The sequence below is a fragment of the Komagataeibacter saccharivorans genome (assembly GCF_004348195.1).
Lineage (GTDB): Bacteria > Pseudomonadota > Alphaproteobacteria > Acetobacterales > Acetobacteraceae > Komagataeibacter > Komagataeibacter saccharivorans.
In genome coordinates, this window is the sequence record NZ_CP036404.1 from 2561550 (window position 1) to 2587890 (window position 26341).

21 protein-coding genes are annotated in these 26341 nt (G+C 65.8%); 14 read left to right on the top strand and 7 right to left on the bottom strand.

All coding sequences use genetic code 11. The annotated features are described in order from the left end of the window. Window positions 1–105: 105 nt before the first annotated feature. From KSAC_RS11835 to KSAC_RS11845, 3 genes are read left to right on the top strand one after another with little or no spacing between them, the layout of a single operon-like run. The gene (locus tag KSAC_RS11835; protein WP_102324737.1) at window positions 106–1107 is read left to right on the top strand and encodes a CobW family GTP-binding protein; all 1002 of its coding nucleotides are present in this window, start codon (window positions 106–108) and stop codon (window positions 1105–1107) included. Next, complete coding sequence (locus KSAC_RS11840; protein WP_102324736.1) at window positions 1104–2165, top strand: WD40 repeat domain-containing protein; 1062 nt, start codon at window positions 1104–1106, stop codon at window positions 2163–2165. The genes KSAC_RS11835 and KSAC_RS11840 overlap by 4 nt, the downstream gene beginning before the upstream one ends. A 39-nt stretch (window positions 2166–2204) precedes the next feature. Beyond that, window positions 2205–3242, top strand: a complete 1038-nt coding sequence (locus tag KSAC_RS11845) for a glycosyltransferase (RefSeq protein WP_132305545.1) — start codon at window positions 2205–2207, stop codon at window positions 3240–3242. Here the strand turns inward: KSAC_RS11845 and KSAC_RS11850 are convergent. The 3 genes from KSAC_RS11850 to KSAC_RS11860 form a co-directional block, all read right to left on the bottom strand. Further along, window positions 3225–4577, bottom strand: coding sequence for a chloride channel protein (locus tag KSAC_RS11850; RefSeq protein WP_110546991.1), 1353 nt, complete (start codon window positions 4575–4577; stop codon window positions 3225–3227). The two genes, KSAC_RS11845 and KSAC_RS11850, sit on opposite strands and share 18 nt — an antisense overlap. A gap of 198 nt (window positions 4578–4775) precedes the next feature. Continuing rightward, a complete protein-coding gene (locus KSAC_RS11855; protein ID WP_102324857.1) occupies window positions 4776–5678 on the bottom strand; it encodes a cation diffusion facilitator family transporter in 903 nt (300 codons plus the stop codon). Between the two features lie 22 nt (window positions 5679–5700). After that, on the bottom strand, window positions 5701–6750 hold the full coding sequence (locus tag KSAC_RS11860; RefSeq protein WP_102324734.1) for a cation diffusion facilitator family transporter: 1050 nt from the start codon (window positions 6748–6750) through the stop codon (window positions 5701–5703). A gap of 152 nt (window positions 6751–6902) precedes the next feature. On the opposite strand from KSAC_RS11860, the gene KSAC_RS11865 reads away from it, so the two are divergent. Continuing rightward, the gene (locus KSAC_RS11865) at window positions 6903–8588 is read left to right on the top strand and encodes an NAD(P)/FAD-dependent oxidoreductase (RefSeq protein ID WP_132305546.1); all 1686 of its coding nucleotides are present in this window, start codon (window positions 6903–6905) and stop codon (window positions 8586–8588) included. Window positions 8589–8599: 11 nt separating this feature from the next. Further along, window positions 8600–10027: a DNA methyltransferase gene (locus KSAC_RS11870; RefSeq protein ID WP_132305548.1), complete on the top strand. Its 1428-nt coding sequence runs from the start codon at window positions 8600–8602 to the stop codon at window positions 10025–10027. A 3-nt stretch (window positions 10028–10030) separates the two neighbouring features. On the opposite strand, the gene KSAC_RS11875 is transcribed toward KSAC_RS11870, so the two are convergent. Continuing rightward, window positions 10031–12277, bottom strand: coding sequence for a primosomal protein N' (locus KSAC_RS11875; RefSeq protein WP_132305550.1), 2247 nt, complete (start codon window positions 12275–12277; stop codon window positions 10031–10033). 148 nt (window positions 12278–12425) lie between these two features. Here KSAC_RS11875 and KSAC_RS11880 point away from each other — a divergent pair, with 148 nt between their 5' ends. The 3 genes from KSAC_RS11880 to KSAC_RS11890 are packed head-to-tail and all read left to right on the top strand — an operon-like array spanning window position 12426 to window position 15343. Further along, the gene (locus tag KSAC_RS11880) at window positions 12426–13415 is read left to right on the top strand and encodes a tyrosine recombinase XerC (RefSeq protein WP_165927349.1); all 990 of its coding nucleotides are present in this window, start codon (window positions 12426–12428) and stop codon (window positions 13413–13415) included. A 12-nt stretch (window positions 13416–13427) separates the two neighbouring features. Then, entirely contained in the window at window positions 13428–14384 is a 957-nt protein-coding gene (gene pip / locus KSAC_RS11885) for a prolyl aminopeptidase (protein ID WP_132305552.1), read from the top strand. 50 nt (window positions 14385–14434) lie between these two features. Continuing rightward, on the top strand, window positions 14435–15343 hold the full coding sequence (locus KSAC_RS11890) for an aspartyl protease family protein (protein ID WP_110546988.1): 909 nt from the start codon (window positions 14435–14437) through the stop codon (window positions 15341–15343). Between the two features lie 25 nt (window positions 15344–15368). Here KSAC_RS11890 and KSAC_RS11895 read toward each other — a convergent pair whose 3' ends face one another. Together KSAC_RS11895 and KSAC_RS11900 are read right to left on the bottom strand one after the other, a co-directional pair. Then, the gene (locus tag KSAC_RS11895; RefSeq protein ID WP_110546949.1) at window positions 15369–15857 is read right to left on the bottom strand and encodes a hypothetical protein; all 489 of its coding nucleotides are present in this window, start codon (window positions 15855–15857) and stop codon (window positions 15369–15371) included. A 41-nt stretch (window positions 15858–15898) separates the two neighbouring features. After that, on the bottom strand, window positions 15899–16237 hold the full coding sequence (locus tag KSAC_RS11900) for a P-II family nitrogen regulator (RefSeq protein WP_102324728.1): 339 nt from the start codon (window positions 16235–16237) through the stop codon (window positions 15899–15901). Between the two features lie 203 nt (window positions 16238–16440). Here KSAC_RS11900 and KSAC_RS11905 point away from each other — a divergent pair, with 203 nt between their 5' ends. The 4 genes from KSAC_RS11905 to KSAC_RS11920 are packed head-to-tail and all read left to right on the top strand — an operon-like array spanning window position 16441 to window position 21348. Next, on the top strand, window positions 16441–17673 hold the full coding sequence (locus KSAC_RS11905; protein ID WP_132305554.1) for a UbiH/UbiF/VisC/COQ6 family ubiquinone biosynthesis hydroxylase: 1233 nt from the start codon (window positions 16441–16443) through the stop codon (window positions 17671–17673). A gap of 53 nt (window positions 17674–17726) precedes the next feature. After that, window positions 17727–18590, top strand: a complete 864-nt coding sequence (cysE, locus tag KSAC_RS11910) for a serine O-acetyltransferase (protein ID WP_102324726.1) — start codon at window positions 17727–17729, stop codon at window positions 18588–18590. Next, the gene (locus KSAC_RS11915; RefSeq protein WP_132305556.1) at window positions 18590–19846 is read left to right on the top strand and encodes a TIGR03862 family flavoprotein; all 1257 of its coding nucleotides are present in this window, start codon (window positions 18590–18592) and stop codon (window positions 19844–19846) included. The genes cysE and KSAC_RS11915 overlap by 1 nt, the downstream gene beginning before the upstream one ends. Then, on the top strand, window positions 19843–21348 hold the full coding sequence (locus KSAC_RS11920; RefSeq protein WP_132305558.1) for an ATP-binding protein: 1506 nt from the start codon (window positions 19843–19845) through the stop codon (window positions 21346–21348). The genes KSAC_RS11915 and KSAC_RS11920 overlap by 4 nt, the downstream gene beginning before the upstream one ends. Before the next feature lie 200 nt (window positions 21349–21548). On the opposite strand, the gene KSAC_RS11925 is transcribed toward KSAC_RS11920, so the two are convergent. Continuing rightward, a complete protein-coding gene (locus tag KSAC_RS11925; protein WP_132305560.1) occupies window positions 21549–24482 on the bottom strand; it encodes an Rne/Rng family ribonuclease in 2934 nt (977 codons plus the stop codon). A gap of 101 nt (window positions 24483–24583) precedes the next feature. Here KSAC_RS11925 and KSAC_RS17335 point away from each other — a divergent pair, with 101 nt between their 5' ends. Further along, window positions 24584–24766, top strand: a complete 183-nt coding sequence (locus KSAC_RS17335) for a hypothetical protein (protein WP_162900392.1) — start codon at window positions 24584–24586, stop codon at window positions 24764–24766. A 374-nt stretch (window positions 24767–25140) separates the two neighbouring features. Continuing rightward, a complete protein-coding gene (locus tag KSAC_RS11940; protein WP_110546945.1) occupies window positions 25141–26091 on the top strand; it encodes an N-acetylmuramoyl-L-alanine amidase family protein in 951 nt (316 codons plus the stop codon). Window positions 26092–26341: the final 250 nt, after the last annotated feature.

A 26341-nucleotide genomic window follows, 5' to 3' on the forward strand; every position in this document is an offset into this window, starting at 1 on the left:
GGCTTTTATGCGCTGCCGGGTATGGGACACGCCGCCGCATGGCCCTATATCTGGACAGATCAAGCTACACGCCACCATGGCGCAGAATGAAAGACCGGAGGCCACATGTCCGATACCGTTCAGGCGTCGCCCGATGCCGCAGCCCAGAATGCCCTTGTGCCGGTTACGGTGCTGACGGGATTTCTGGGGGCGGGCAAGACGACGCTGCTCAATCATATCCTGACTGCCCAGCACGGTCGCAAATACGCCGTGGTGGTGAACGAGTTCGGTGAACTCGGCGTGGACAACGACCTCGTGGTCGATGCCGACGAGGAAGTGTTCGAGATGAACAACGGCTGCATCTGCTGCACCGTGCGTGGGGACCTGATCCGTATTCTCGGCAACCTCATGAAACGCCGCGCGAAGTTTGACGGCATCATTGTCGAGACCACCGGCCTTGCCGATCCCGCTCCCGTGGCCCAGACATTTTTCGTGGATGAGGACGTTCGCGGCAAGACCCGTCTGGACGCCGTGGTGACGGTGGTTGATGCCTACAACGTCATCCAGACGCTTGAGGAAAGCCCGGAGGCGGTGAACCAGATCGCCTTTGCCGATGTCATCATCCTCAACAAGACCGACCTTGTGGATGAAGTCGCGCTGGCGACCATCGAATCGCGTATCCGCTCGATCAACGCGGTCGCGCGCCTGCACCGCGCGCAGCGTGGCGATGTGCCCCTGTCCGATGTGCTGGATCAGGGTGGTTTCGACCTGCAGCGCGCGCTTGAACACGCCCCGCATTTCCTTGAGGATACCAGCCACTCCCATGAGGCGGACGTGACCTCCATGTCCTTCGAGGTGGAAGAACCGCTCGACGCCGCGCATTTTCAGGCATGGATCGGTGCGCTGCTGCAGGAAAAGGGCGCGGATATCCTGCGCGCCAAGGGCATCCTGAACTATGCGGGCGAAGACCGTCGCTTCGCCTTCCAGGCCGTGCACATGATGGCCGATGGCGATTTCATCGGCCCGTGGAAAGCAGGTGAGAAGCCTGTCTCCCGCCTTGTGTTCATCGGGCGTAACCTCAACCGTCCGCAGCTTCGTCGCGGTTTTGAAAGCTGCCGTGCGAAATGAGCGGGACCGTGAACGAAACAATGACGCCGTCCCTGCTGGAGCGGCGGGGGGCAACCCGACAGCTTGAAGGTCAGATCACCGGTTGCGCCATCGCGCGCGACAGCGGGCAGGTCGCCTTTGTTACCGGTGAAGGCGACATCATGGTCGCCAGCCGCCCGGACTGGGGCCGTTCGGATGCGTGGGATGTTACGACCGTTCATGACGGCGCGATCCTTGCCATCGCCCCCGATGCCGCCAGCACCGGCTTCCTGACCGGGGGGGACGACAACGCCCTGCGCCGTGTCGCCGCCGATGGCAGCGTGACCGATCTGGTCAAGGGGCGGCGGTGGATCGAACACATCACCACATGGTGCAACGACAAGGGTGGTGTGATCGCGTTCGCATCGGGCAGGCAAGTCGAACTGCGTGACGCCAGCGGGCAGACGACGCTGAAGGTGCTGGAGCATCCCTCCACCGTCAGCGGGATCGTGTTCGATGCGAAGGGCAAGCGGATCGCGGCCTCGCACTATAACGGCGCATCCATGTGGTTCGTGCAGGCGAAGGTGGACACCGTCCGTCCGCTGGAATGGAAGGGCAGTCATATCGGCATCGCCATCCACCCGGCGGGTGAGGCGCTGGTCACGTCCATGCAGGAATCGGAACTGCATGGATGGCGTCTGTCCGATGGGCATAACATGCGCATGAGCGGCTATCCGTCCAAGGTGCAGTCGATGGCCTTTACCCGTAATGGCAAGTGGCTGGTGACAAGCGGGGCGGATACCATCGTGATGTGGCCGTTCTTCGGTGGTGGCCCGATGGGCAAGCCCCCGACCGAGGCAGGCGGCATCCCCGGTGTCATGTGTACCCGCATCGCCTGCCATCCGGTGCATGACATCGTGGCGGCAGGCTTTGCCGATGGTTCGGTGCTGATGGCCGATACGGGCGCGCAGCGTATCCTGCCGGTCTGCCTTGCGGGTGGTGGCGCGGTGTCGGCGCTGGCCTTCAGCCCCGATGGCTGCGCGCTGGCTTTCGGCACGGAAGACGGACGGGCCGGCGTGGTGGACCTGTCCGCCAGATAGGCGGCGGTCACGGCAATGCCGGAAGGAACGGGACAGCGCATGCGCGTGCTTCATGTCATGGCGGCCCAGGGCAATGGCGGGGCGGAACTGTATTCCACCGATGTCATGCTCAGCCTGCAGGCCGCCGGACTGTCGCAGAAGGCGGTCCTGCATCCCCATGCGCCGCGCGTGGCGGAAATGCGGGCGGCGGGGATGGATGTGGAAACAGCGCCGCTGCGCTTTCCCCTCCGCCTCGGCGCGCGTCTGGCGCTGCGGCGGCTGATTGCGCGCATGCGGCCCGATATCATCCATTGCTGGCTGCGCCGCGCAGCGGAAATCGTGCCCACGGGCACAGGCATCCCGGTCATTGGCTGGTTTGGTAATTACAAGGACCTGCGTCCCTTCGCGCATTGCGACTGGTTCGTGGGCTGCACGGCGGACATGGCCCGCTCCATGCGTGAACGGGGGGCACCGGCTGACCGGGTAGCCTATATCCCCACTTTCCCCTCTGTCCGGCCCGAAGCGCCGGTATTGCGTCAGTTGCTGGATACGCCTGCGGATGCGCCGGTACTGCTGGTGCTGTCACGCCTGCATCCCGCCAAGGGGCTTGAAACCCTGCTGGATGCGCTTGCAGCCCTGCCGCGCTGCCATGTCTGGCTGGCGGGGGAAGGCAACCTGCGCGCTGCCCTTATGGCGCAGGCCGAAAGGCTGGGCATTGCCGGTCGGGTTCACTTCCTTGGCTGGCGGTCGGATCGGGGGGCCTTGCTGGCGGCAGCGGATATCTGCGTGCTGCCGTCACGCTATGAACCCTTTGGCACCGTTATCCTTGATGCCTGGTCGGCGGATATCCCGCTGGTGGCCTGTGCCGCCGATGGTCCGCGCGCGCATATACGCGACGGCGAAAATGGCATGCTGGTTCCTATTGATGATGTGGGGGCACTGGCCGGTGCCCTACGCCGCGTGCTGGATGACGCGGCACTGGCGGCCCGGATCGTGTCGGGTGGCCGCCGGGATTACGAGGCGCATTTCACCCCGCAGGCCGTCACCGCGCAGTGGCTGGCGCTGTATGACCGCGTGCTGTCAGCGGGGTGCCGGTAACGGCGGCACCGGCGGCGGTGGGCTTGCGACAGGTGGCTTGGGGGCCGACGCCATGCCATCAAGGAATGCTTCAGCCAGTGCGGAATAGAGCGCCTGCGAACAGATCATGCGCGAAACGCCATAGGCCAGAAAGGATGTGGCCAGCAGCGCCAGCGTGACCTGCTGGTTGTCGCACATTTCCATGACGATGACGGATGCGGTCAGCGGGGACTGCACAACGGCAGAAAAATAGGCCACCGTACCCAGCAGCACCACCGCCCCCGGCGTGGTGTGCGGCAGGAACTGCGCCACCCAGCCGCCAAATCCCGCCCCGATGGCCAGTGACGGCGCAAACAGGCCGCCCGGAATGCCGGAACAGTAGGATATGATGGTGGCGATGAATTTCAGGATGAAGAACGACGCGGGGTAGTGGGTCTTCCCCTCGATGATTTCATGCGCCTGAATATAGCCGGTGCCGTAGGTAATCCCGCCCGATGCGATGCCGATGATGGCCAGAACCAGACCACAGCTTGCGGCGAACGCCACCGGACGCCCCTTGGCGAAGCGACCCAGCCCCCCCGGCAGTCCGCGTGTCGCGCGGATCAGGATGGCGGAAAACACTCCACCCCCAATACCGCCCAGAATGCCGCAGGTCGGCACCGCGATCCAGCTTATGCCCACGGGCACGATCACGTCGGTATGGCCGAAATAGCTGTAATTGCCCACCAGTGCTATGGCGGTCACACCCGACAGGATGACACCCGTGAGCATCGTGCCGCTGGTGCGCTGTTCAAAGGAATGGCTCAGTTCCTCGATGGCGAAGACGATACCCGCCAGCGGGGTGTTGAACGCAGCGGACACGCCGGACGCGCCGCCCGCCAGAATCAGGCCACGGCGCATGCTGACAGTGGACAGGTTCAGCCACCGCCCGCAGGCATGCATGATCGCAGCCCCCACCTGCACGCTTGGCCCTTCACGCCCGATGGAAGCCCCCGCCAGCAGCCCCAGCGAGGTCAGCACGATCTTGCCCGCCGCCACCCGCAGCGCCAGCAGCCGATCGATGATGGCGAAGTTTTCCAGATGCAGGGTCGCAATCGTCTGCGGTATGCCGCTGCCCTGCGCGCCACGGAACCATGTGCGTGTCAGCCATGAGGACAGCGCCAGTCCACCCGGCGTCAGCACCAGCATGATCCACGGATTGATATGGATGATATGCGTGCGCAGCGTGGCCGCCGCGTCCGCCGCCATGGCGAAACCCACGGCCACGAATCCCACCACGACAGCCGCTGCCCAGCAGGCCAGCTTGCGTCGCCACTGTTCGGTGGTGATGCGGGCGGAACGGCGCAGGTGGCGCATGTGCCGCTTGCGTCTTTCGGTCAGGTCGGTGCGCATGAACGGCAATGCACTTTCAGTAACAGCACGGACGGATAAACCGGGTTGGGCAGGCCGGTTGCGGGTGCCGGACCAGTTTTAACGCAGGCCCGGTGGTTATTGCCAGTATTAGTGGCCCCATCATGGCGGGATGGAGACCCCATTCGGGCGGGAGGCTGCCCGTCAGGGCAGGACCAGCACCCCGCTATGCTTGGCCTTGCGTTCGGGTTCGACGTGAATGTTGATCAGCGCATCGCCCAGCCCTTCGCGCAGGCCATCTTCTATCCGGTCGCAGATATGGTGGGCGTTTTCCACGCTCATGGAACCCGGCACGACCAGATGGAATTCGATGAAGGTCATGGCGCCGACAATGCGCGCACGGATGTCGTGGGCTTCCAGCGCGCCAGCGGCGGTATGGGAAATGATGGAGCGGATTTCGCCCAGCGTTTCCGAATTCGGCGCTTCATCCATAAGGCCCGCGATGGAGGTGCGCATCATCTCCCACCCCGTGCGCAGCACATTCACCGCGATCAGTGCCGCCAGCAGCGGGTCCAGCCACAGCCAGCCGGTCAGCGGGATCAGGATGAAGCCCACGATCAGCACGCCGGATGTCGAAACATCCGACAGGACATGATGCCCGCTCGCCACAAGGGCGGGGGAGTGGTGGGCACGGCCCATGCGCAGCAGGAACAGCCCCCACACAAGGTTGAGCAGCCCCGCCCCGCCATTGAGCGAGATGCCCAGCAGGGAATCCTCCGGCCGGTGCATGTGCTGGAATCCGATCCATGCCTCATGCGCGATGGTCACGGCGGTAATGACGACCAGCACGCCTTCCGCCACGGCGGACAGGTATTCGGCCTTGTAATGACCATAGGTGTGGTTGTGATCGGGCGGCAGGCTGGCGACGCGCAGCGCCCATAGCCCGGCCACGGCGGACACCACGTTGATGATTGTCTCGATCGCATCGGAATACAGCGCGATACTGCCGGTGGTGCGCCATGCGGCGTATTTCATGCCCAGCGCGATAAGGCTGACGGCAACGCTGCACCATGCCGCGAGGATCTTGGTATCGGTATTGGCAAACATGCTGGCTGACATACCCCTGCGGTCAGACGGTGTGGGCGCTGGCAAGACTGCACTGGTCGGCATCGTTCAGGGTCTCGATCTGGAAGGTGGGATGCACGATGCCGAAGCGTTCATGCAGTTCGCGCGCGGCCCGGTTCAGCAGGCCGTCGGTCGCCTGACCGTTTTCGGTGGCGGCGCGCACAAGGTGGACGGTCAGCGCCGTCTCGGTGGTGCTGAGTGGCCAGATATGCAGGTCATGCAGGTCGCATACGCCGGGCAGCGTGCGCAGGTAGGTGTCCACCTGCGCGGGATCGATGCCACGCGGCACGCGGTCCAGCGCCATGTCCAGCGAATCGCGCAGCAGCGACCATGTGGCAAGGATGATGGACAGCGACACGACAAGACAGATGACCGGATCAGTCCGCAGCCAGCCGGTCAGCAGGATCAGCCCGCCCCCGGCCACGACCGCAAGCGACATGAGCGCGTCCGATGCCATGTGCATGAACGCGCCGCGCAGGTTGATGTCGTTTTTTCCGCCGCTTGCGAACAGCATCGCGGTCATCCCGTTTACGGCGATGCCGATTCCGGCCACCACCATCACCTCGACACCGGCGACCGGATGCGGATGGATCAGGCGCAGCACCGCTTCCCACATGATGCCGCCGGTCACGACCAGCAGCGCCACGGCATTGCCAAGGGCCGCAAGGATGGAGGACCGGCGCAGCCCGTAAGTGAAATTCGTGCTGGGAGAGCGGCGCGAAAGGATTTCCGCCACCCACGCGGCCCCCAGCGCCAGCACGTCGGACAGGTTGTGCCCCGCATCGGCCAGCAGCGACAGCGCATGGCTGCGCACGCCCCATATGGCTTCGCCCGCTACATAGGCAAGGTTGAGCGTAATCCCCAGCGCGAACGCCCGCCCATAGGACGCGGGCGTATGCACGTGATGGTGGCCAAAGCCCCCGCCATGGCCATGGTCGCACCGGTCATGACCATGATCTCCATGCTCCGCATGACCGGCGTGGCCAGCATGATCGGTATGGTCGTGGTCATGGGAATGGCTGTGTTCGCCATGGTTGTGCTGGCATTCGCCCATGGGGCCGCATCCATTTGTCAGGGAGAACCGGAACTGTCGCCGCCTTCTAGCAGAAGGTTGCGTCGCGTCACCAGCACTTAGCACATTTTGTACGGCCACCCGGCATGATATGGCACCCGTACGGCCCCAACCTGCCATGGAAACGTGACCCGATGATCAGACTGACCCAACTGCGCCTGCCGATCGACCATACACAGGCCGAGCTGAAACAGGCCGCGGCCGCGCGGATGGGCGTGGCGGAGGCGGATATCGGGCAGATCACCGTATTCCGTCGCGGGCATGACGCGCGCAGGCGCGGGCGGATCGTTCTGGTCTACACGCTGGACTGCGCCGTGCGTGACGAAGCCGCCGTTCTGGCCGCCCATGCCGATGCCCGTGACATCATGCCGACGCCGGATACGTCGTACCGTTTTGTCCTGAATGACGGGGCACAGCTTGCCGCCCGCCCCGGCTTCATGCGCCCTGTCGTGATCGGGGCGGGTCCATGCGGGCTTATGGCCGCACTGGTGCTGGCGCAGATGGGGCTGCGGCCACTGGTGCTTGAACGCGGCAAGGCGGTGCGTGAGCGCACGGTCGATACCTTCGCCCTGTGGCGCAAATCCATCCTGACCCCCGAAAGCAACGTGCAGTTTGGCGAAGGGGGGGCGGGCACGTTTTCCGATGGCAAGCTGTACAGTCAGGTCAGCGATCCCCGTCATTACGGGCGCAAGGTGCTGGACGCCTTCGTGCGGGCTGGCGCGCCGGAGGAAATCCTCCACCTTTCGCATCCGCATATCGGCACGTTCCGGCTGGTTTCGATGGTGGAGCATATCCGTGCGGAGATCGGCGCACTGGGCGGGGAATACCGGTTCGGCGCGCATGTCACTGATTTTATTACGGATGATGACGGCGCGGGCGGCCAGCGCCTGACCGCGCTGCGTCTGGCCGATGGGGAGGAGATAGCCGCAAACCACGTCGTGCTGGCCATCGGGCACAGCGCGCGCGACACGTTTACGGCCCTGCATGCGGCAGGGGTGGAGATGGTGGCCAAGCCGTTTTCCATAGGGGTGCGGATCGAACATCCGCAATCGGTCATCAATACCGCCCGTTACGGTCAGCCCGAAACGCCATCCCTGCTGGGAGCCGCCGATTACCGGCTGGTCCACCATGCAACGAACGGGCGGTCGGTCTATTCGTTCTGCATGTGCCCCGGTGGCACGGTCGTCGCCGCCACGTCGGAGGTAGGACAGGTGGTGACTAACGGCATGAGCCAGTATTCCCGCGCCGAACGCAACGCCAATGCGGGCATCGTGGTGGGTGTGACACCCGAACGCGATTATCCGGGCGGTCCGCTGGCGGGCATCGCCTTCCAGCGTGAATGGGAACGTAAGGCGTATGAGGCCGGTGGCGGGCGCTATTTCGCACCCGCGCAGACGGTGGGCGATTTTCTGGATGGCCGGGCATCCACCACGCTGGGTGACGTGGTCCCATCCTACAGGCCCGGCGTGACCCCGTGCGACCTGTCCGCCTGCCTGCCCGATTTCGCGGTTACGGCCATTCGGGAGGCGCTGCCCGCGTTCGAGCGCAAGCTGACCGGCTTTTCCATGCGTGACGCCGTCATGACGGGGGTGGAGACACGCACTTCCTCGCCGCTGCGCATTCCGCGCGGGGCGGATGGACAGGGCGTGAACCTGCGCGGGCTGTTCCCTGCTGGCGAAGGGGCCGGTTATGCGGGCGGCATCCTGTCCGCCGGGATCGATGGCATCCGCATTGCCGAAGCGGTTGCCCTGTCACTGGCCGGTCGTGCGCCGGAAGCGGGTGCGCAGCGTGGCATGACCCACGCGACCGAGGCGCAGTGACGCAACGCCCCATGGGTGAGACAGCGGACTGGGGCCCGCCAGCCCGCTATGCCGGGCTGCACGGTTTCCACCGTTACTGGGGCAAGAAACCGCTGGAGCCATTGCGCGGGCTGGTCGCGCTCCTCAGCCAGCCTGGAGATGTGGTGGCTGATCCGTTCATGGGAACAGGTGCGATCGCGGGGGATGTCGTGCGCGGCGGGCGGCGTTTCGTGGGGGGCGACCTTAACCCGCTGGCGGTACAGCTTGCCCGCTTCCAGCTCGATCCGGGCAGGAAAGGGCATATCCACGCGGCCCTTGACCATCTGGCGCGGGTGACGCGGCCGGAAATAGAACGGACCTACTGCGGCGGGGACGGGCGTATCGCCACCCACCTGCTGTGGAACGGCCCGGAGATCGAGGCGGTATGGCATCGCCCCGCAACCGGGCGCAGGCGGGCGTCGCGCGTGGCACAGGCCCCGGATTACGCCATGATGGCACGCTTCGCCGCCTATTATCCCCATGGCTGGCGGCGGCTGGCGCTGTTCGATAACGGGCGCATCAACGCCAGCGCGGCACTGGACTGGCCGGATCTGTTTACCGGGCGCGCGCTGCATAATATCGACCTGCTGCTGCACGCCATACGGCAGGTGGATGATGCGGCGGTGCGACGCGCGCTTGAACTGACCCTGAGTGCGGGCATCGGCCAGATGTCGCGCATGGTCTGCGCGCTGAAACGCGACGGGCGGGTCGATCCGGGTAGCTGGACCATGGGCTACTGGCGGCCTGCGCGGCATTTTGAATGCAATGTGTGGAACGGCTTCGCCCAGCGTGCCGGTCGCCTGCGCCGGGGACTGGTGGCAGGGGGGGATGCCCGTCCCGTTCCCATGACTGATCTGGGGCATGTCATGAATGGCGGTCCGGCGGCGGTGCTGGCCTGCATGGATGCGGGCGACCTGCTTGCGGCCTTGCCTGCCGGGGGCGTGCAACTGTTCCTGACCGACCCGCCGCATGGGGACCGTGTGCCCTATCTTGAACTGAGCGAGATGTGGAACGCCATGCTGGGGCTGGATGTGGCGATGGCGCGGGAAATCGTGGTGTCCAACGCGCGCGGACGGGACAAGAACACGGCGGTTTATGATCGTGCGCTGGGGGCCGTTCTGGCGGGGTGCGCCACGCGGGTCAGGTCGGGTGGCTTTGTGGTGACGGTGTTCAATTCCGCCCGCCGGGGTGACTGGAGTGGCCTTGGGGCACTCGACAGCCAGCCGGGCATGACGCTGCTGGGTGCCGTGCCGCTTGCCTATTCCGCGGGATCACTGGCGCAGGACATGCGCAGGGGCGCGCTACGGGGGGATTATGTGGTGGTCCATGCCCGCGCGCCGGTTGATGCGGACCGCCATGCGGCGTTACGCGCACTGCCCGGCTGGCGGTCTGATCTGGCGCAGCTTCAGGCCGCCGGATAGGGATTACAGGAAGGAAACCGGGTCGATATCCACGTCAATTCGCGCCCCGCGTTCCGGCCTTACGCGGGAAAGCCATTCACGTACGATCGGCTGCACTGCGATGTTGCGCCGCGCGCGCAGCAGCAGCCGGTGGCGATGGCGCCCCCGCAGGATGGCCAGTGGCGCGGGGGCGGGGCCAAGCACCTGCACGCCGTCAAGCTGCGGGGCGTTCTGGCCCAGCGCACGGGCGGTCATGTCGGCGGCGTCGGGCGTATCGGCGCTGACGATCAGGGCGGCCAGACGGCCATAGGGCGGCCAGAAGCCGGGGCGGCGCTGTTCGGCTTCCTGCTGCATGAAGCTTGCGAAATCGCCCGATACCAGCGCCTGCATGACCGGGTGGTCGGGCACGTAGCTCTGTAACAGCACGCGCCCCGGTGCTTCCGCGCGACCGGCGCGGCCCGCGACCTGATGCAGGAGCTGGACAGTGCGCTCGGATGCCCGCAGGTCGCCACCCCCGAGGCCAAGATCCGCATCGACGATGCCCACAAGGGTCAGATGGGCGAAATGCCAGCCCTTGGCCACGATCTGCGTGCCGATCACCAGATCGACCTCGCGCCGGGATATGCGCTCCACGGCGGCGGCGGTGGCGGCGGGACCGTTCAGCGTATCGCTGGCCATGACCAGTATCCGCGCATCGGGGAAGGTGGCGCGCGCTTCCTCCGTTATCCGCTCCACGCCGGGGCCGATGGGGGTCAGGCTGTCGGTATCGGCGCATTTGGGGCAGGTCTGCGGAATGGGTTCGTCATATCCGCAATGGTGGCAGGTCAGGATATGGCGCGCGCGATGTTCCACCAGCCATGCCGTGCAGTTGGGGCACTGCATGCGGTGGCCACAGGTACGGCACAGCGTAAGCGGTGCATACCCCCGGCGGTTGAGGAACAGCATCGCCTGTTCGCCCCGGCCGATGGCGTCATTGATCGCACCCGTCAGCACCGGTGACAGGAACAGCCCGCGTTCGGGCGGGTCGGCGCGCATGTCCAGCGTCTGCACTTCGGGCATGGTGGCGTTGCCATGCCGCGCGGTCAGGCGCAGGTGGCGGTAGCGACCGGCCCCGACATTGGCAAGGCTTTCAAGGCTGGGGGTTGCGGAGACCAGAATGACGGGTGCCCGGCTCATGCGCGCGCGCACCACCGCCATGTCGCGGGCATGATAGGTGACGCCGTCCTCCTGCTTGAAGGCGGTTTCGTGTTCCTCGTCCACGATGATCAGCCCGAGCTGGTCGAACGGCAGGAACAGCGCCGAGCGTGCCCCCACCACCACGCGGGCCGTGCCATCGGCCACCGCCCGCCATGTCAGGCGGCGCAGGCGCGACCCCAGTTCGGAATGCCATAATGCCGGTTCCGCGCCGAACCGGCGGCCAAAGCGTCCCGTCCACTGGGCCGACAGGGCGATTTCGGGCAGCAGCACCAGCGCCTGCCTGCCCGCGTCCAGACAGGCGGCAATGGCTTCCATGTAGATTTCGGTCTTGCCCGATCCCGTCACCCCTTCCAGCAGGGTGATGGAAAATGCGTCCTCAGTTACCCTGGCGCGCAGTTCGGCGGCGACCTGCGCCTGTTCACCGCCCAGTTGCGGGGGGCAGTGCGCGGGATCGGGTGTGGCGAAGGGTGGTGGCGGGGTGATTTCAACCGCGTTGAGCGCGCCTGCCTGCGCAAGTCCGCGTATGACCGCCGTACTGACCCCGGCCTGCCGGGCAAGATCTCCGGTGGAAAGGGGGGATGCGCTGGCCGCGTCCAGAACCTTCTGGCGCGGGGGCGTAAGCCGCAGGCCGGTCGGCAGCGGGCTGGCCGCAACCCAGCCGCTGGCGGGCCGGGGCGGGGCGGCCAGCGCGTTGGCCCGCAACGCCATGGCCAGAACCATGCCCGGCGGCGACAGGGTGTAGGCTGCAACCCAGTCCACGAACTGGCGTAACTGCGCGGGTAGCGGCGGCAGATCAAGGCGGGCTGCGACGGGCTTGAGGCGGCTGGCGGGCACTTCCTTTTGCGGGGGGGGCATGAATTCCGGCGGCAGGCTGGATGTCGCATCCCATATCACGCCGGTTTCCGTGCGGCGGCCCAGCGGCACGGTTACGATATCACCCGGCCGCGCCGTGGCCAGCGCGGGTGGCACAAGGTAGTCCAGCGGCCCAGCGAAAGGCAGCGTCAGCATGACCCGCACGCGCCCGTCGGCGGGGGGGGGAAGCAGGTCTGTCTGCATGGGATTGCGATGCGGCATGTGTTTTTCTACCGTCAGGCAGCGCCTGTGTCTTGTCTATCCGTCATGTGCGGGCAGTTCCATGCGGACAGTCATGCATGCGTATGGCTGGCATGGATGCCCGGCGCGGTATAAGGCGGGCAGGAACCGGATGAAAAGGGCTGGCGGCATGATGGCGACCGGGGCACGCGATGCCTTTCTGCAGTGGATGGAGACCGAACGCCGTGCCTCCTCCCTTACGCTTACGGCCTATCGTGGCGATCTGGACCGTTTCATTGCGTTCGTGACCGGACATATCGGGGCGGAGCCGGATATGGGGACGCTTGCTGGTCTGTCCCTTGCCGATCTGCGCGCCTGGCTTGCCCATGAACATGCTGCCGCCCTGAGTGGCAGGCGCGCCACCACGCAGGACCGTGCGGCCCGCACGCGCGCGCGGCGGGTCTCGGCGCTGCGGTCATTTTTCCGCTACCTTGCCCGGTATCACGGGGTGGACAATCCTGCTCCGGCCTTGCTGGCCACGCCGCGCACGCGCCGCCCGCTGCCGCGCCCGCTGGCCCGGACGCAGGCGCTCGACGTGCCGGAAGGCGTGTCCGACCTTGCCCATACCCCGATGGCGCAGATACGCGACGGCGCCCTGTTCATGCTGCTTTACGGGTGCGGGCTGCGTATTTCCGAAGCGCTGGGACTGGATATACGCGATCTGGATCAGGCACGCGCGCTGGGCGATGCCACGAAAGGTGATGGCGTGCTGCGCGTGCGCGGCAAGGGCGATCGGGAACGCATGGTTCCCGTCCTGCCCCGGGTAATGGAAGCACTGGAACACTGGCGGGGCGTGCATCCGCTGCCACACGTGGATGCGCCGCTGTTCGTGGGCGTGCGTGGTGGCCGACTTCAGGCCGGAATTGCCCAGCGCGCCATGCGCACATGGCGGCACATGGCGGGGCTGCCCGACCATGCAACGCCCCATGCCTTACGACATTCCTTTGCAACCCACCTTATGGAAGGCGGGGCCGACCTGCGCGTGATACAGGACCTGCTGGGCCATGCCAGCCTGTCCACGACCCAGCGCTATACCCTTGCCGATGAGGCCCGGCTTCTGGATGTCTGGACACGCGCCCATCCGCATGCCACCGATACTCCGCCCGATACTGCACGATGAACAGGATTGCCCATGCCAGAGCGGTTTGCCTACCCTCCGATCGATCCGTACGATCACGGCTGGCTTGATACGGGCGAGGGACACCGCGTCTACTGGGAACTGTGCGGCAATCCCGAAGGGATTCCCGTCGTGTTCCTGCATGGTGGTCCTGGTGGCGGGTGCTCGGCTTTCCAGCGGCGCATGTTCGATCCCCGGCGTTACCGTATCCTGCTGTTCGACCAGCGGGGCTGCGGGCGTTCGACGCCGCATGCGGCGCTGGAAAACAACACCACCTGGCATCTGGTTGCCGATATTGAACGCCTGCGTATCATGACCGGTGCGCAGGAATGGATGGTCTTTGGTGGTTCATGGGGGTCGTCGCTGGCGCTGGCCTACGCGCAGGCGCATCCGCAGCGTGTCAGCGCGCTGGTGCTGCGCGGCATCTTCACCCTGCGCCGGGCGGAACTGCTGTGGTACTATCAGGAAGGGGCATCATGGCTGTTTCCCGATCAGTGGGAACAGTTTGTGGCCCCCATTCCGGCGCAGGAACGCGGGGATATGATGGCCGCCTATAACCGTCGCCTGACGGGTTCGGACGAGAAGGCGCGGATGGAAGCTGCCATTGCGTGGAGCGTGTGGGAAGGGCGCACCATCACCTTGCGCCCTGCCGCGGAAAGTGCCGTGCAGCATGCCGATCCGCGTTACGCGCTGGCCTTCTCCCGCATCGAAAACCATTATTTCGTCAATGCCGGATGGCTGGATGAAGGCCAGTTGATCCGCGACGTTAACAGGATACGGCATATCCCCGCCGTGATCGTGCAGGGGCGGTATGACGTGGCGACCCCCATGCGCACGGCATGGGACCTGCACCGCGTATGGCCCGAGGCGGCATTCCATGTGATCGATACGGCAGGTCATGCCATGACCGAGCCCGGCATCCAGTCCGCCCTGCTCGATGCGACCGATGCCATGGCGGAACGGCTGGGCTAGTGGCGCGCGCGCGTTCGTGCCTGGCGGCCTGCCTGCTGGCCGCCATTGCCATGACCGGCATGGGGCAGGGCAGCAGCCGCGCACAGGATACCGCGCGGCTGTGCAATCATGAACGCGTAGCCCAGGTGCCCCTGCGTGATGATGGCGGCTACCTTTCCATCGTTGTCAGTATCGCGGGCCATGAACTGAGCGCGCTGGTCGATACCGGGTCCGACGGGGGCCTGCTTACGCCCGATATGGTGGGTTATCTGCGCCTGCGGCTTGATCCCGACCATGAAACCATCGTTCACGGTACGGGTGGTGTGGCGCAGGCGACCCCCAATGCCATGGTGCCGGACCTGCGGGTGGGGAATGTGGATTTCGGGCCGCGTTCCGTGCCGGTGGGCGAACTGCCGGGCAAGCCGATGATCCAGCCGCCCGTCGCGGGCCTGCTGGGGGGCGATATCCTGTCGCGTTTCGATCTGGACGTGAACGTGCCCGGCGGCACGCTGACCCTGTGGAATATCCAGCATGCCTCACTGGTATGCGCCCCGCCACCGGCATGGGACGGACCCTATGAAACCCTGCCACTGACCCGGCAGGACAACCGCTTCCTGCTGACGGTGGGGCTGGATGGCAGGCCGGTTACGGCATTGCTGGACAGTGGCGCGCGCTCGCGCATCGTCTCGCCCGAAGTGGCCCATCGTGCCGGTGTCAGCCAGTCCCGGCTGGAACGTGACCCCGGCGGTGTGACCGCAAGCGTGGACGGGCACAGGGATATCTACCACTGGCACCGTTTTGACAGTCTGCAGGTCGGCCATGAACTGGAACGCAATGTCACGCTGACCGTGGCTCCGCTGCGCGAACATCTGGAAATGCTGCTGGGATCGGACTGGTTCGCCACGCACCGCGTGTGGATTTCGTATGCCGTCAATCAGGCCTTTGTCCGTCCCGCGCCCGGGCGGCCGGAGCGACCGTAAGGTCGTCCCGGAAGCAGGTGGGCGCTCAGCCCTTCAGTTTGGCGTTGCAGGTGCTGTAATAGCCGCCGCCGCGCTGGATCCAGCGCAGTCCGCCATTGGCGTTGGCAGCCTTGTTGGCATTGTACTGGTCAAGGCAGGTGTGCATGCGGGCCTTGCCTGCCGATTCCTTGCTGTATTTGGGGGAAATGGCGTCGGGCATCGTCGCCGTGGTCGATGCGGCGGCGGTCGTGGCCGGAGCCGTGGCATGCGGGGCAGGCGTGGTCGCCACGGGTGCCGCAGCCGGTGCGCTTTCCGTTGCGGGGCGGGCAGCGGTTGTTGCTTCCGCCGTGTCGGTGTCACACTGCGCGGCCTTGAATGCCTTGTAGGACTGCCCGTTCAGGGTGCCGGCAGTGCGGGCGGCGGTAAATTTCTGGTGGCATGCCTTGGCGGTTTCACGCGCCTGTGCCGCACCGGTGGACAGGGTGAGCGCCAGCAGCGAAACGGTTGCAATCTTGAAACGGAATGATGTGGCCATGAGCTTGGTCAGTCCTGAAATAATATAGTGGAAATAAGGCGTCAGAGCGCGCTGTCACCCGTTTCGCGCGTGCGGATGCGGATTACGCCTTCAAGCGGGGAAATGAAAATCTTGCCATCCCCGATCTTGCCGGTATGGGCGGCTTCCAGAATGGTTTCCACCGCCTGATCGACCAGTTCGTCCGCAACGGCGACCTCGATCTTGATCTTGGGCAGGAAGCTTACGTGATATTCCGCCCCACGATAGATTTCCGTCTGCCCCTTCTGGCGGCCGAAGCCCTTGACTTCCGATACGGTCAGGCCCTGAATTCCCAGCGGGGTCAGGGCCTCACGCACATCGTCGAGCTTGAAAGGCTTGATGATGGCTGTGACAAGCTTCATCTCACCATGTCTCCATTTCTGCTGTCCGGCCGGGCTGACCGTGTGTGAAGGATAAGGTAACCACCCGTCCTATACCCCGATTGGATGATACATGTCATCCGCCTTCGTATGGCCGATATGGTAAGCGCGCTTGTGCGTTCCCCCGTGTGGGGAGTAAATCCGGTGGGCTTGCCCCGCCCGCAGGGTCCAGAACAGGAAACACGATGACCGCCACCATGACATCCAGCACCACGTCCGACGCCATTGCGGCCGATGTCTGCATCGTGGGGGCCGGGCCTGTCGGTGTCACGCTGGCCTGCCGTCTGGCGCAGGGCGGCATGCGGGTCGCCATCATCGACCGTGCCGAACTGCCGCCCATGGAACATCCCGCCTTTGACGGGCGCGCCTACGCCATCGCCGCCGGTTCGCGCCGCCTGCTGGAACAGGCGGGGGTATGGGCGCGCCTGCCCATGGATTCGTGCGACATCCGCGAAATCCGTGTCACGGACGGGCGGCCGGGTCAGCCGCCCTCGCGCCTGTTTCTGGAATTCGGGCGTGAAGATGCGGACCAGCCCTTCGGCGCGATGATCGAGGCCCGTGCCCTGCGTGTCGCCCTGAATGCGACATTATACGCAACGCCGGGCATACAGGTTTTCGCCCCCGATGAAGCGCGCGTCACCCGCACGGCGGAAGGGGCGGTAATCCGCACCACCAGCGGGCGCGTCATCAATGCCCGCCTTGTCATTGCGGCGGAGGGGCGTCGCAGCCCGCTGCGCGAACAGGCCCGTATTCCCGTCACCCGCCTGCCGTACAATCAGTGCGGTATCGTGTGCGCCGTGGCCCATGAACGCCCGCATGAAGGACGTGCGCTGGAGCATTTCCTGCCCGCCGGTCCCTTCGCGCAGCTTCCCATGGCCCCGACCGCCGAATATCCCAACCTGTCCGCGCTGGTCTGGACCGAAAGCGAGAAAGTGGCCTACCGGCAGGCCGAACTGCCACATGAAGCCTTCACCCATGAAATCCGCCGCCGCATGGGCGATGAGTGGCTGGGAGCCGTGACCCCGGTCGGGCGGCGGTGGGTGTACCCGCTTTCCGCCCAGTACGCGCAGCGTTATGTCGATACGCGGCTGGCGCTGGTGGGGGACGCGGCGCATGGCGTCCATCCCATCGCGGGGCAGGGGCTGAATCTGGGATTTCGCGATGTGATCGCACTGACGGAGGTTCTGGTGGGCGTGCATGGCCGTGGCGGCGATGTGGGCGCGCCGGAGGTGCTGCGCAGCTATCAGGCGCGCACGCGCCCGGCCAATATGCTCATGCTGGCGGCAACCGACGTGCTGGAGCGGCTTTTTGGCAATGACAATCCCGCGCTGCGTCTGGCCCGCGACGTGGGGCTTGCGGCGGTCAATCGCATCACCCCCCTGCGGCGCAGTTTTGCCCGGCACGCGATGGGGCTGTAAACAGGGCGCGCTCTTGCATGTTAACGCGGCCGTCAGGCCGGAACGGATATGTCATGTCAGAAAAGCAGTCTGCCGTCATTCCCGCAAACCCGCGCGTCAGCCGCGTATGGCCACCCACGCTGGGGCATGTTGATCCCGACGTGCTGTGGCAGGAAATCCTGAGCGGCGCCTGCGGCTGCTGCGACCCGCTGGTCAAGGGGCTGGTGGCGACGGGCATCCGCAACCATGCGTCCTTCCGTGGCGCGCTGGCCGCGCTGATCGGACGCAAGCTGGGCGATCGCTCCGTGGCGGATGATGCGCTGGCCGAACTGGTGACGGAAGTATTCGAAGCCGATCCGGACATCGTGCATGCGGCGGCGGCGGATCTGGTGGCCATACGCGAACGCGACCCGGCCACGGCGGATTACGTGACGCCTTTCCTGTTCTTCAAGGGTTATCATGCCGTGCAGAGCCACCGCGTGGCGCACTGGCTGTGGCACAACGACCGCAGTTATCTGGCGCTGCATCTGCAGAGCCGGTGTTCGGAACTGTTTGCGGTGGATATCCACCCCGCTGCCCGGCTGGGGCGGCGCATCCTGCTCGACCATGGCACGGGCATCGTGATCGGGGAAACTTCGGTTCTGGAAGATGATGTCTCCCTGCTGCAGGGCGTGACCCTTGGTGGCACGGGCAAGAATGTGGGCGACCGCCACCCCAAGGTGCGGCGCGGCGTGCTGATCGGGGCCGGGGCAAAGATTCTGGGCAATATCGAAATCGGGGAGGGGGCGAAGGTTGGCGCGGGGTCCATCGTGCTGGAATCCGTGCCGCCCTATACCACCGTGGTCGGAAATCCCGCGCGTATCGTGGGGACCCGGCATTCCGGCCTGCCCGCCTTCACCATGGACCAGATGCTGCCGCCGATTGATTATATTATCTGATGACCGAATTCGTTTTCAGGCCGCATGTCGCTGTTATTGGCGGCGGCCCGGCAGGACTGGCGGCTGCCGAAATACTGTCCGCCCGGGGATGTGCCGTAAGCGTGGTGGAGCAGATGCCCACCATGGGCCGCAAGCTGCTGATGGCGGGCCGTGGCGGGCTTAACCTGACCCATTCCGAAAATGCCGACCTGTTCGCTTCCCGCTATGGTGCCTCGCGGCCCATGATGGAAGCGGCCCTGTCCGCCTTTACGCCACAGGACATGGTGGCGTGGGCCGAAGGGCTGGGCCAGCCCTGTTTTGTCGGCAGTAGCGGGCGTGTATTTCCCCGCGGCATGAAGGCGTCGCCCCTGCTGCGGGCATGGCTTGCCCGACTGGCGGCAAAAGGTGTGCGGCTCCTGACCCGGCATCGGTGGGAAGGCTGGGACGCGGCCGGTCGGCTGAAGGTATCGGGTCCCGGCGGCGAAGTGACCTGGCGGGTGGATGCGACCGTGCTGGCGCTGGGTGGCGCAAGCTGGGCGCGGCTGGGTTCGGACGGTGCCTGGCGCGCGCGATTACAGGCGCTGGGGATTGATGTTACCCCCTTCGCCCCTGCCAATTGCGGGTTTGCCACCCGGTGGAGCGACGCCTTTCGCACGCGTTTTGCGGGCACCCCCCTGCGCGGCATCGGCATCGCGCTCGAAAACGGGGAAACGGTGCGTGGCGAGGCCGTCGTGACGGAAACCGGCATCGAAGGCGGTGCGGTATATGCGCTTTCGGCCGCCATCCGTGACCGTATTGCCCAAAGCGGCAGTGCCCGCGTCAGGCTAGACCTGCGTCCGGCGCTGGGCGTGGGCGAGATTGCAACCCGTCTTGCCCGCGTGCGGGCGCGCGAAAGCCTGTCCAACACATTGCGCAAGGCCCTGCGGCTGTCCCCGGTCGCCATGGCGCTTCTGTATGAGGATCGCAACGGGCCGCCGCCGCGCGATCCCACGTCGCTTGCCCTGCTGGTCAAGGGGGTGCCGGTTGAACTGAGTGCCGCCACGGCGCTGGACCGCGCCATTTCGGTGGCGGGTGGCATCGCGTGGTCGCAACTGGATTCACATTTCATGCTGCGGGCGTTGCCGGGCGTTTTCGCCGCCGGTGAAATGCTGGACTGGGAAGCGCCAACCGGCGGTTATCTGCTTCAGGGCTGCATGGCGACGGGCCGCATGGCGGGCGAAGGGGCATGGGAGTGGTTGCGTGACTCGCAACGCGGGCGGTATCCGTCACCGCCATGAGTGTTGCAATCACGATCGGGGACCGGCGCGGGGCCACCGCCGGAGATGCCCCGGTGACCATGGACCTTGCCGAACTGCTGTCCACACGCCTGCTGGTGCAGGGTAATTCCGGTTCGGGCAAGTCCCACCTGCTGCGCCGCCTGCTGGAACAGTCGGCGCGCATGGTGCAGCAGGCGATCATCGACCCGGAAGGCGATTTCGTCAGCATTGCCGAGCGGTACGGCCATCTGGTCATCGACGCCGCCGAACATACCGAAGCCGCCCTGCAGGCAGCGGGGGAGCGGATGCGCATGCACCGGGCCTCTGTCGTGCTGAATCTGGAGGGCGTGGACGCCGACGTGCAGATGCGCCGTGCAGCGGCCTTTCTGGGTGGGATGTTCGAAGTGCCGCGCGATTACTGGTACCCGGTGCTGGTCGTGGTGGACGAAGCCCAGCTTTTCGCCCCGGCGGCGGCGGGTGAGGTATCGGACGAAGCCCGCCGTGCCTCGCTCGGGGCCATGACCAACCTTATGTGCCGTGGGCGCAAGCGGGGACTGGCGGGCGTGATCGCAACCCAGCGTCTGGCCAAGCTGGCGAAGAACGTGGCGGCGGAAGCGTCGAATTTCCTCATGGGGCGCACGTTTCTCGATATCGACATGATGCGCGCGGCTGACCTGCTGGGGATGGAACGGCGGCAGGCGGAAAGTTTCCGCGATCTTGAACGCGGTTATTTCGTGGCCCTCGGCCCGGCGGTGTGCCGCAGGCCGCTGGCTGTCAGGATCGGCCCGGTCGAGACCGAAAGCCGCTCCGCCGGACCCAGTCTCATGCCATTCGAGCCTGTTGCGGCGGGCGATGAAATCCGCGAGCTGATCCTGACCCCGGTGCCCGAGCGTGAAATGCCGCAGCGGCCTGCGCGTAATTTCAGCCCGCCGCCGGATATCCTGACCCAGCTTGCCGCCCATGCCGAAACTGCGACGGTTGAAACGGAAGAGGACGCGGTAGCAGAAGCCCCGCCCGTGGACGTGGCAGCCCAGCGGCTGCGTTTTATCGAAATCCTGACCGACATACTGCGCGATGAGGATGCGGGCTTCCGCCCCGCCCATGTGCTGTATCAGGATTTTCTGGTCCGCTGCCGGATCGAGGGGATGGGGCGCGATGCGCTGGACATGCCCCGTTTCCGTCGCCTGCTGGCCGTGGCCAAGGCCGGGGTGGACAGCACCACGGCGGAAAGCGAGCAGTGGCGGGACGCCGAACAGATGGCGGCCGCCCTGCCCGATGATGTGCAGGGGATATTCCTGCTGATCGCCCGTGCGGCCCTTCATAACCAGCCCTGCCCGTCGGACAGCGTGATCGCCCGCACCTATGGCACCCATTCGCTTGGTCGCGCCCGGCGTCAGCTTGCCTATCTGGAGGAGCAGAACATGATCGTGCTGCGCCATGACGGGCTGGGCCGCCGCAGCGCCGCCATCATCGGTGCAGGCTGGCAGACCGCTCCGGCCATGCCGGACGGGAGCGAGGGTTAGGGGCCAGCACATATATTTTCGGGACGGGGGAGGTATGCCACCGAAGCCGAAAGTGCAGCGTGATTGCGAAGATGGCTGGCGTCAGGTTCGTCTGAACAGGCACCATCCCGGTTTCAGGGGCGGAGCTTCTGTCGCAGACAATAAAAAACCTGCCTTCTTGCGAAGGCAGGTTTTTTACTTTCAGCCTGCTGGCCGCGCTATCAGCGCTTCCACCAGCCGGTGCGGCGGCGTGGGGCGGGACTTTCGTCCACGTCCACCGGTGCGACCACCGGGGTTTCCGGTGTGGCTTCCGCAGCCGCCGCTTCCGTTGTCTTACGGGTGCGGCGGGCGCGGGTGGCCGTTGCAGTGGTGGTGGTCGCCTTGCGGGTCGTGGTCCGCTTTTTCGGCGCGGGCTTTGCCTCGGCTTCCGGTGTCGCCTTTTCCGCTACGGCTTCCCCTTCCGGTGCGGCTTCAGCCGGTTCCACCTTCTTGCGGCGCGTAGTGCGGCGCGGCTTGGGTGCCTCCTCCGCGGCAGGGGCCTCGGCTGCGGGTTCGGCTGCCGGGGTTGCGGCTTCGACCGGCTCGTCCGCCTTGGCCGTCTTGCGCGTGGTGGCGCGGCGACGGGTGGTTGCCGTGGTGCCGGTCGCGCGGCTTGCCGCCCGCTTGCGTGCGGGTTTGGCCGGGGCCGCTTCCTCGGCTGCCGGTTCTTCCGCCGGTGTGGCCTCGGCCTGCGCCGGTGCCGCTTCTTCCGGCGTCTCGGCTACCTTGCGGCGCGTTGTCGTGCGGCGCGTGGTGGTCGCGGCACGGCGGCGGCGCGGCTTGGGCGCTTCCTCCACCTGTTCGGCTTCCGCAGGGGCGGCTTCCGGCTCAGGCTGCGGTTCGGCTTCCGGTACGGCGGCTTCGGCAGCAGGGGCTGCTTCGGCTTCCACCGGTGTGGTGCCTTCCGCTGGCGTGCGGCTGCGGCGCGTGCGACGGCGGCGGCGCGGCTTGGTGGTTTCTTCCTCAGCAACCGGGGTTGCTTCGGCTTCCACGATCACCACCGGCTCGGCCTGCGGCAGGTCCACCACTTCTTCCACCACGGTTTCCACGGGGGCCGTGGTCTGCTCGATCACATCGAAGATGTCGATGATGGCATCGCCATACGGATCGGCCGGGGTGGGGCCACGATAGGCCGGGGTTGCGGCAGGCGTTTCCTGCGCGGGGACCGGTGCGGCTTCGGCTTCCACGCTCTGGGTCGCCTGTTCGGGCTGCGTGGTCGTGGCTGCGGCGCTGCCACCACGACGGCGACGGCGACGACGGCGGCGACGGTGGTCGGTGCCCGATGCGATATCCTCGTCCTCTTCCGTTGCGCGGGGGGCTTCCGGTGTCACTTCGGCCACGGGCGGTTCGGTCTGGATCTGGATTTCACGCACATGGCTGTTTTCGGCAGGGGCGTGTTCGATGGCGGCGGGCGCTTCGAAGCGGGCCGTCTGCTGGCTTACACGCTCGATCTTGCATTCCTGCGGCTGCAGGCTGGCATCGGGGGCGAAGGCGACATGCATCTTGTGCCGCATTTCGATTTCCGAAAGCCAGGTACGCTTGTTGTTGAGGATATAGAACGCGATTTCCGGCGCGACCTGAACCGAAATCTCGGCGGCCTTGCGCTGCATGCCTTCTTCCTCGATCGCGCGCAGCACGTGCAGTGCCGAGCTTTCGATCCCGCGCACGATGCCGGTGCCCTGACAGTGCGGGCAGGGCATGAACGCGGATTCGGCAATGGAGGGGCGCAGGCGCTGACGCGACATTTCCAGCAGGCCGAAATGCGAGATCTGGCCAACCTGAATGCGGGCGCGGTCGGTGCGCAGGGCGTCCTTCAGCTTGCGCTCGACCATGCCGTTATGCTTGCGGCTTTCCATGTCGATGAAGTCGATGACGATCAGCCCGGCCAGATCGCGCAGGCGAAGCTGGCGGGCGACTTCCTCGGCCGCTTCAAGGTTGGTGCGCAGGGCCGTTTCCTCGATATTGCGCTCACGCGTGGCGCGGCCCGAGTTCACGTCGATCGCCACCAGCGCTTCGGTCTGGTTGATGACCAGATAGCCACCGGACTTGAGCTGCACGGACGGCGACAGCATGGAATCCAGCAGTCCCTCCACCTTGTAGTGGGAGAACAGGCTCTGCTCGTGATCCTGCCACAGGCGGACCTTCTGCGCGTTCTGCGGCATGAGCATGCGCATGAACTCACGCGCGGACTTCCAGCCCGGCTCGCCATCGATCAGGATTTCGCCCACTTCGCGCGTATAGATGTCGCGGATCGCGCGCTTGATGAGGCTGGCTTCCTCATAGATCAGGGCAGGGGCCACAGATTCCAGCGTGTGCTGGCGGATATCGTCCCACAGGCGCAGCAGGTATTCGCAGTCGCGCATGACTTCGGCGCGCGGGCGCTGGGCGCCGGCGGTGCGTACGATCATGGCCATGCCACGGGGAATCTGCAGTTCGGTAATGATGTCACGCAGGCGGCGGCGGTCGGCCACCGACGTGATCTTGCGCGAAACCCCGCCGCCGCGCAGCGAGTTGGGCATCAGCACGCAGTAACGGCCCGCCAGCGAGACATAGGTGGTCAGCGCCGCGCCCTTGTTGCCGCGTTCTTCCTTAACCACCTGCACCAGCAGGACCTGACGGCGGCGGATGACTTCCTGAATCTTGTAGTTGCGCAGGAAGCGCGCGATGCGGCGCTGGGCCTGTGCCTCATCACCGGTGTCGTTCTCGCCGCCAACCGTCTCGGGTTCGTCGCCTTCGGCGTCGGTGGTGGTTTCGCCTTCTTCCGCCGTGGGGGCGGGCGCGTCTTCTTCCTCGTCATCGCGGGCGCGGCGTTCTTCTTCCGCGCGGCGTTCCTCTTCCTGCAGCGCGAGCAGCTTTTCGCGGTCGGCTACGGGGATCTGGTAATAATCGGGGTGAATTTCGCTAAAGGCGAGGAAACCGTGGCGGTTGCCGCCATAATCCACGAACGCGGCCTGAAGGCTGGGTTCCACGCGGATAACCTTGGCAAGATAGATGTTGCCCTTCAGCTGCTTTTTTGATGCAGCCTCGACATCGTAATCTTCAAGGTGGTTACCATCCATCACGACCACGCGGGTTTCTTCCGCGTGTGTCGTGTCGATCAGCATGCGTTTGCTCATAAATAGGCGCACTCCGGTATGTCACGTTCCGGCATCCGGGCTGCGCGCGCGATCCGTGGCGGCAGAGGGGAGCGGGGGAACGGACAGAAACATTAAAAATAATGGGACCGGATTCGGATCGGGCGCTCGCGCGTGGCAGGCGGACGGACAGCGCATGCCCATGGACCACTGGCGGCATGCTGCCGCCCGTGTTCGGGCATGGTGTCATCGTCGGTGCGGAAAAAGCCCGCGTGGTGTCCAATCCATCCTCGGTCATGATCTGGGGAGGGCGCTGCCCGGCCTGATTGCCGGGGTGGGGCCTTCCGTATCGACAGGTCTGTCATCCGGTTTCCTGTCGATCGGGAACACCGGCGCGGCTGCATCAGGTCGTGCGCCGCATAGGCCCCCACGCCGTGGCGTGGCCGGATGTAAGGCCGGTAAGCATCTGCCGCGCATGCATGAGGCATGCCGGATGGAGTCAATCATGCCTTGGGGCATCCAGCCGTTTCGGACATGCCCTGCGGCAGTTCGGACTTGGCGTGGTCCATCACGGCTGGGCAGCATGACGCAATGTTTCCCTTTCCGCAAGGGGGCTGCGCGTTTATCCCGCTGACGGACGGCCCGTATGATGATAATGGAAAGGGATTCGCCCGCAACCGTTTTGCCCGGAACCCCACGCATGACCACAGGCCGGCCCGATGGACAGGACGCGCAGCCGCGCAGGCCGCACGATGACGCCCCGGCGGCAAAGGGGGCCATCATCCAGCCGGGACGGCGCGCGGTGGTGGCCGGTCTGGGCGTTCTGGTGCCCTCCGTCGCCGTGGCGCGGGTGGCGGCCCCCGTGCCTGCGCATGTCCATGCGGCCGCCGCCGCGCACCATGCTACCCACCCCCTGCATGCCCCGGCCATTATTGGGAAAGCTGCCGCCCCGAAGCCGCTGGTGATGCTTGACCCCGGCCATGGCGGGAAGGACCCCGGCGCCATCGGCATTTCCGGCACGTATGAAAAACATGTGGCGGAGGCCGCCGCCAGTGAACTCCAGCGCCAGCTTGAGGCCAGCGGACGCTACCGCGTGGCCATGACCCGGGCCGATGACCGTTTCATCCCGTTGGAAGGGCGGGTGGATATTGCGCATACCCACAAGGCGGCGCTGTTCATTTCCATGCATGCCGACGCGCTGCATGACCCCGCCGTGCGCGGCGCCAGTGTCTACACCCTTGCCGCCAGGGCATCGGACCGGCAGACGGCCATGCTGGCCCAGACCGAAAACAGCGCCGACCGCTATGGCGGCCCGCAGGTGCATGCGACATCCCCCGAAGTGCAGGAAATCCTCGCCAGTCTGGTGACCGAGGAAACGCGCCACGGCGCGGCCCATATGGCCAGCAGCATCGTAACCGCCTTTCGTCCGCGTGTCGGGCTGTTGCAGCATCCTTCCCGCCATGCCTCCTTCGTGGTGCTGAAATCGGCCGATATCCCCTCCGTGCTGGTGGAGATGGGCTTCATGTCGAATCATATGGACGAAGCCGCCCTGCGTCAGGCCGCGCACCGCATGGTCGTGGCCAGCGCCATGGTGCAGGCGATCGACCGTTATTTCGCGACCGACAGCATGGTAACGCATGCCACGGGGTAGGCCGCACCACCACCACAGCCTGTGGCCAGACCTGTTTTTAGCGGTTGCAATCAGCCCGCCTGCCTGTATTGTGCGCGGCATGGTAACGATAGCGCACATCGCTGGGGCTGGATCGGGCGCACATGCGCACCTGTCCGCGCGCGCATGTGCCGGTGCCGGGCTTCTTCGTCTTCGACTTATCCGCCCCTGAGCGAGCAGGGCCGGCCCGTGCCGGTGCGCCCAGGGGATTGATCGGGCCGGTCATGCGGTC

What these genes read in the sequence shown, in the direction of transcription:
- KSAC_RS11835 (WP_102324737.1), top strand. Translation starts at nt 106, where the DNA reads ATGTCCGATACCGTTCAGGCGTCGCCCGATGCCGCAGCCCAGAATGCC.
- KSAC_RS11840 (WP_102324736.1), top strand. Translation starts at nt 1,104, where the DNA reads ATGAGCGGGACCGTGAACGAAACAATGACGCCGTCCCTGCTGGAGCGG.
- KSAC_RS11845 (WP_132305545.1), top strand. Translation starts at nt 2,205, where the DNA reads ATGCGCGTGCTTCATGTCATGGCGGCCCAGGGCAATGGCGGGGCGGAA.
- KSAC_RS11850 (WP_110546991.1), bottom strand. Translation starts at nt 4,577, where the DNA reads ATGCGCCACCTGCGCCGTTCCGCCCGCATCACCACCGAACAGTGGCGA.
- KSAC_RS11855 (WP_102324857.1), bottom strand. Translation starts at nt 5,678, where the DNA reads ATGTTTGCCAATACCGATACCAAGATCCTCGCGGCATGGTGCAGCGTT.
- KSAC_RS11860 (WP_102324734.1), bottom strand. Translation starts at nt 6,750, where the DNA reads ATGGGCGAATGCCAGCACAACCATGGCGAACACAGCCATTCCCATGAC.
- KSAC_RS11865 (WP_132305546.1), top strand. Translation starts at nt 6,903, where the DNA reads ATGATCAGACTGACCCAACTGCGCCTGCCGATCGACCATACACAGGCC.
- KSAC_RS11870 (WP_132305548.1), top strand. Translation starts at nt 8,600, where the DNA reads ATGGGTGAGACAGCGGACTGGGGCCCGCCAGCCCGCTATGCCGGGCTG.
- KSAC_RS11875 (WP_132305550.1), bottom strand. Translation starts at nt 12,277, where the DNA reads ATGCCGCATCGCAATCCCATGCAGACAGACCTGCTTCCCCCCCCCGCC.
- KSAC_RS11880 (WP_165927349.1), top strand. Translation starts at nt 12,426, where the DNA reads ATGATGGCGACCGGGGCACGCGATGCCTTTCTGCAGTGGATGGAGACC.
- pip (WP_132305552.1), top strand. Translation starts at nt 13,428, where the DNA reads ATGCCAGAGCGGTTTGCCTACCCTCCGATCGATCCGTACGATCACGGC.
- KSAC_RS11890 (WP_110546988.1), top strand. Translation starts at nt 14,435, where the DNA reads ATGACCGGCATGGGGCAGGGCAGCAGCCGCGCACAGGATACCGCGCGG.
- KSAC_RS11895 (WP_110546949.1), bottom strand. Translation starts at nt 15,857, where the DNA reads ATGGCCACATCATTCCGTTTCAAGATTGCAACCGTTTCGCTGCTGGCG.
- KSAC_RS11900 (WP_102324728.1), bottom strand. Translation starts at nt 16,237, where the DNA reads ATGAAGCTTGTCACAGCCATCATCAAGCCTTTCAAGCTCGACGATGTG.
- KSAC_RS11905 (WP_132305554.1), top strand. Translation starts at nt 16,441, where the DNA reads ATGACCGCCACCATGACATCCAGCACCACGTCCGACGCCATTGCGGCC.
- cysE (WP_102324726.1), top strand. Translation starts at nt 17,727, where the DNA reads ATGTCAGAAAAGCAGTCTGCCGTCATTCCCGCAAACCCGCGCGTCAGC.
- KSAC_RS11915 (WP_132305556.1), top strand. Translation starts at nt 18,590, where the DNA reads ATGACCGAATTCGTTTTCAGGCCGCATGTCGCTGTTATTGGCGGCGGC.
- KSAC_RS11920 (WP_132305558.1), top strand. Translation starts at nt 19,843, where the DNA reads ATGAGTGTTGCAATCACGATCGGGGACCGGCGCGGGGCCACCGCCGGA.
- KSAC_RS11925 (WP_132305560.1), bottom strand. Translation starts at nt 24,482, where the DNA reads ATGAGCAAACGCATGCTGATCGACACGACACACGCGGAAGAAACCCGC.
- KSAC_RS17335 (WP_162900392.1), top strand. Translation starts at nt 24,584, where the DNA reads ATGGGACCGGATTCGGATCGGGCGCTCGCGCGTGGCAGGCGGACGGAC.
- KSAC_RS11940 (WP_110546945.1), top strand. Translation starts at nt 25,141, where the DNA reads ATGACCACAGGCCGGCCCGATGGACAGGACGCGCAGCCGCGCAGGCCG.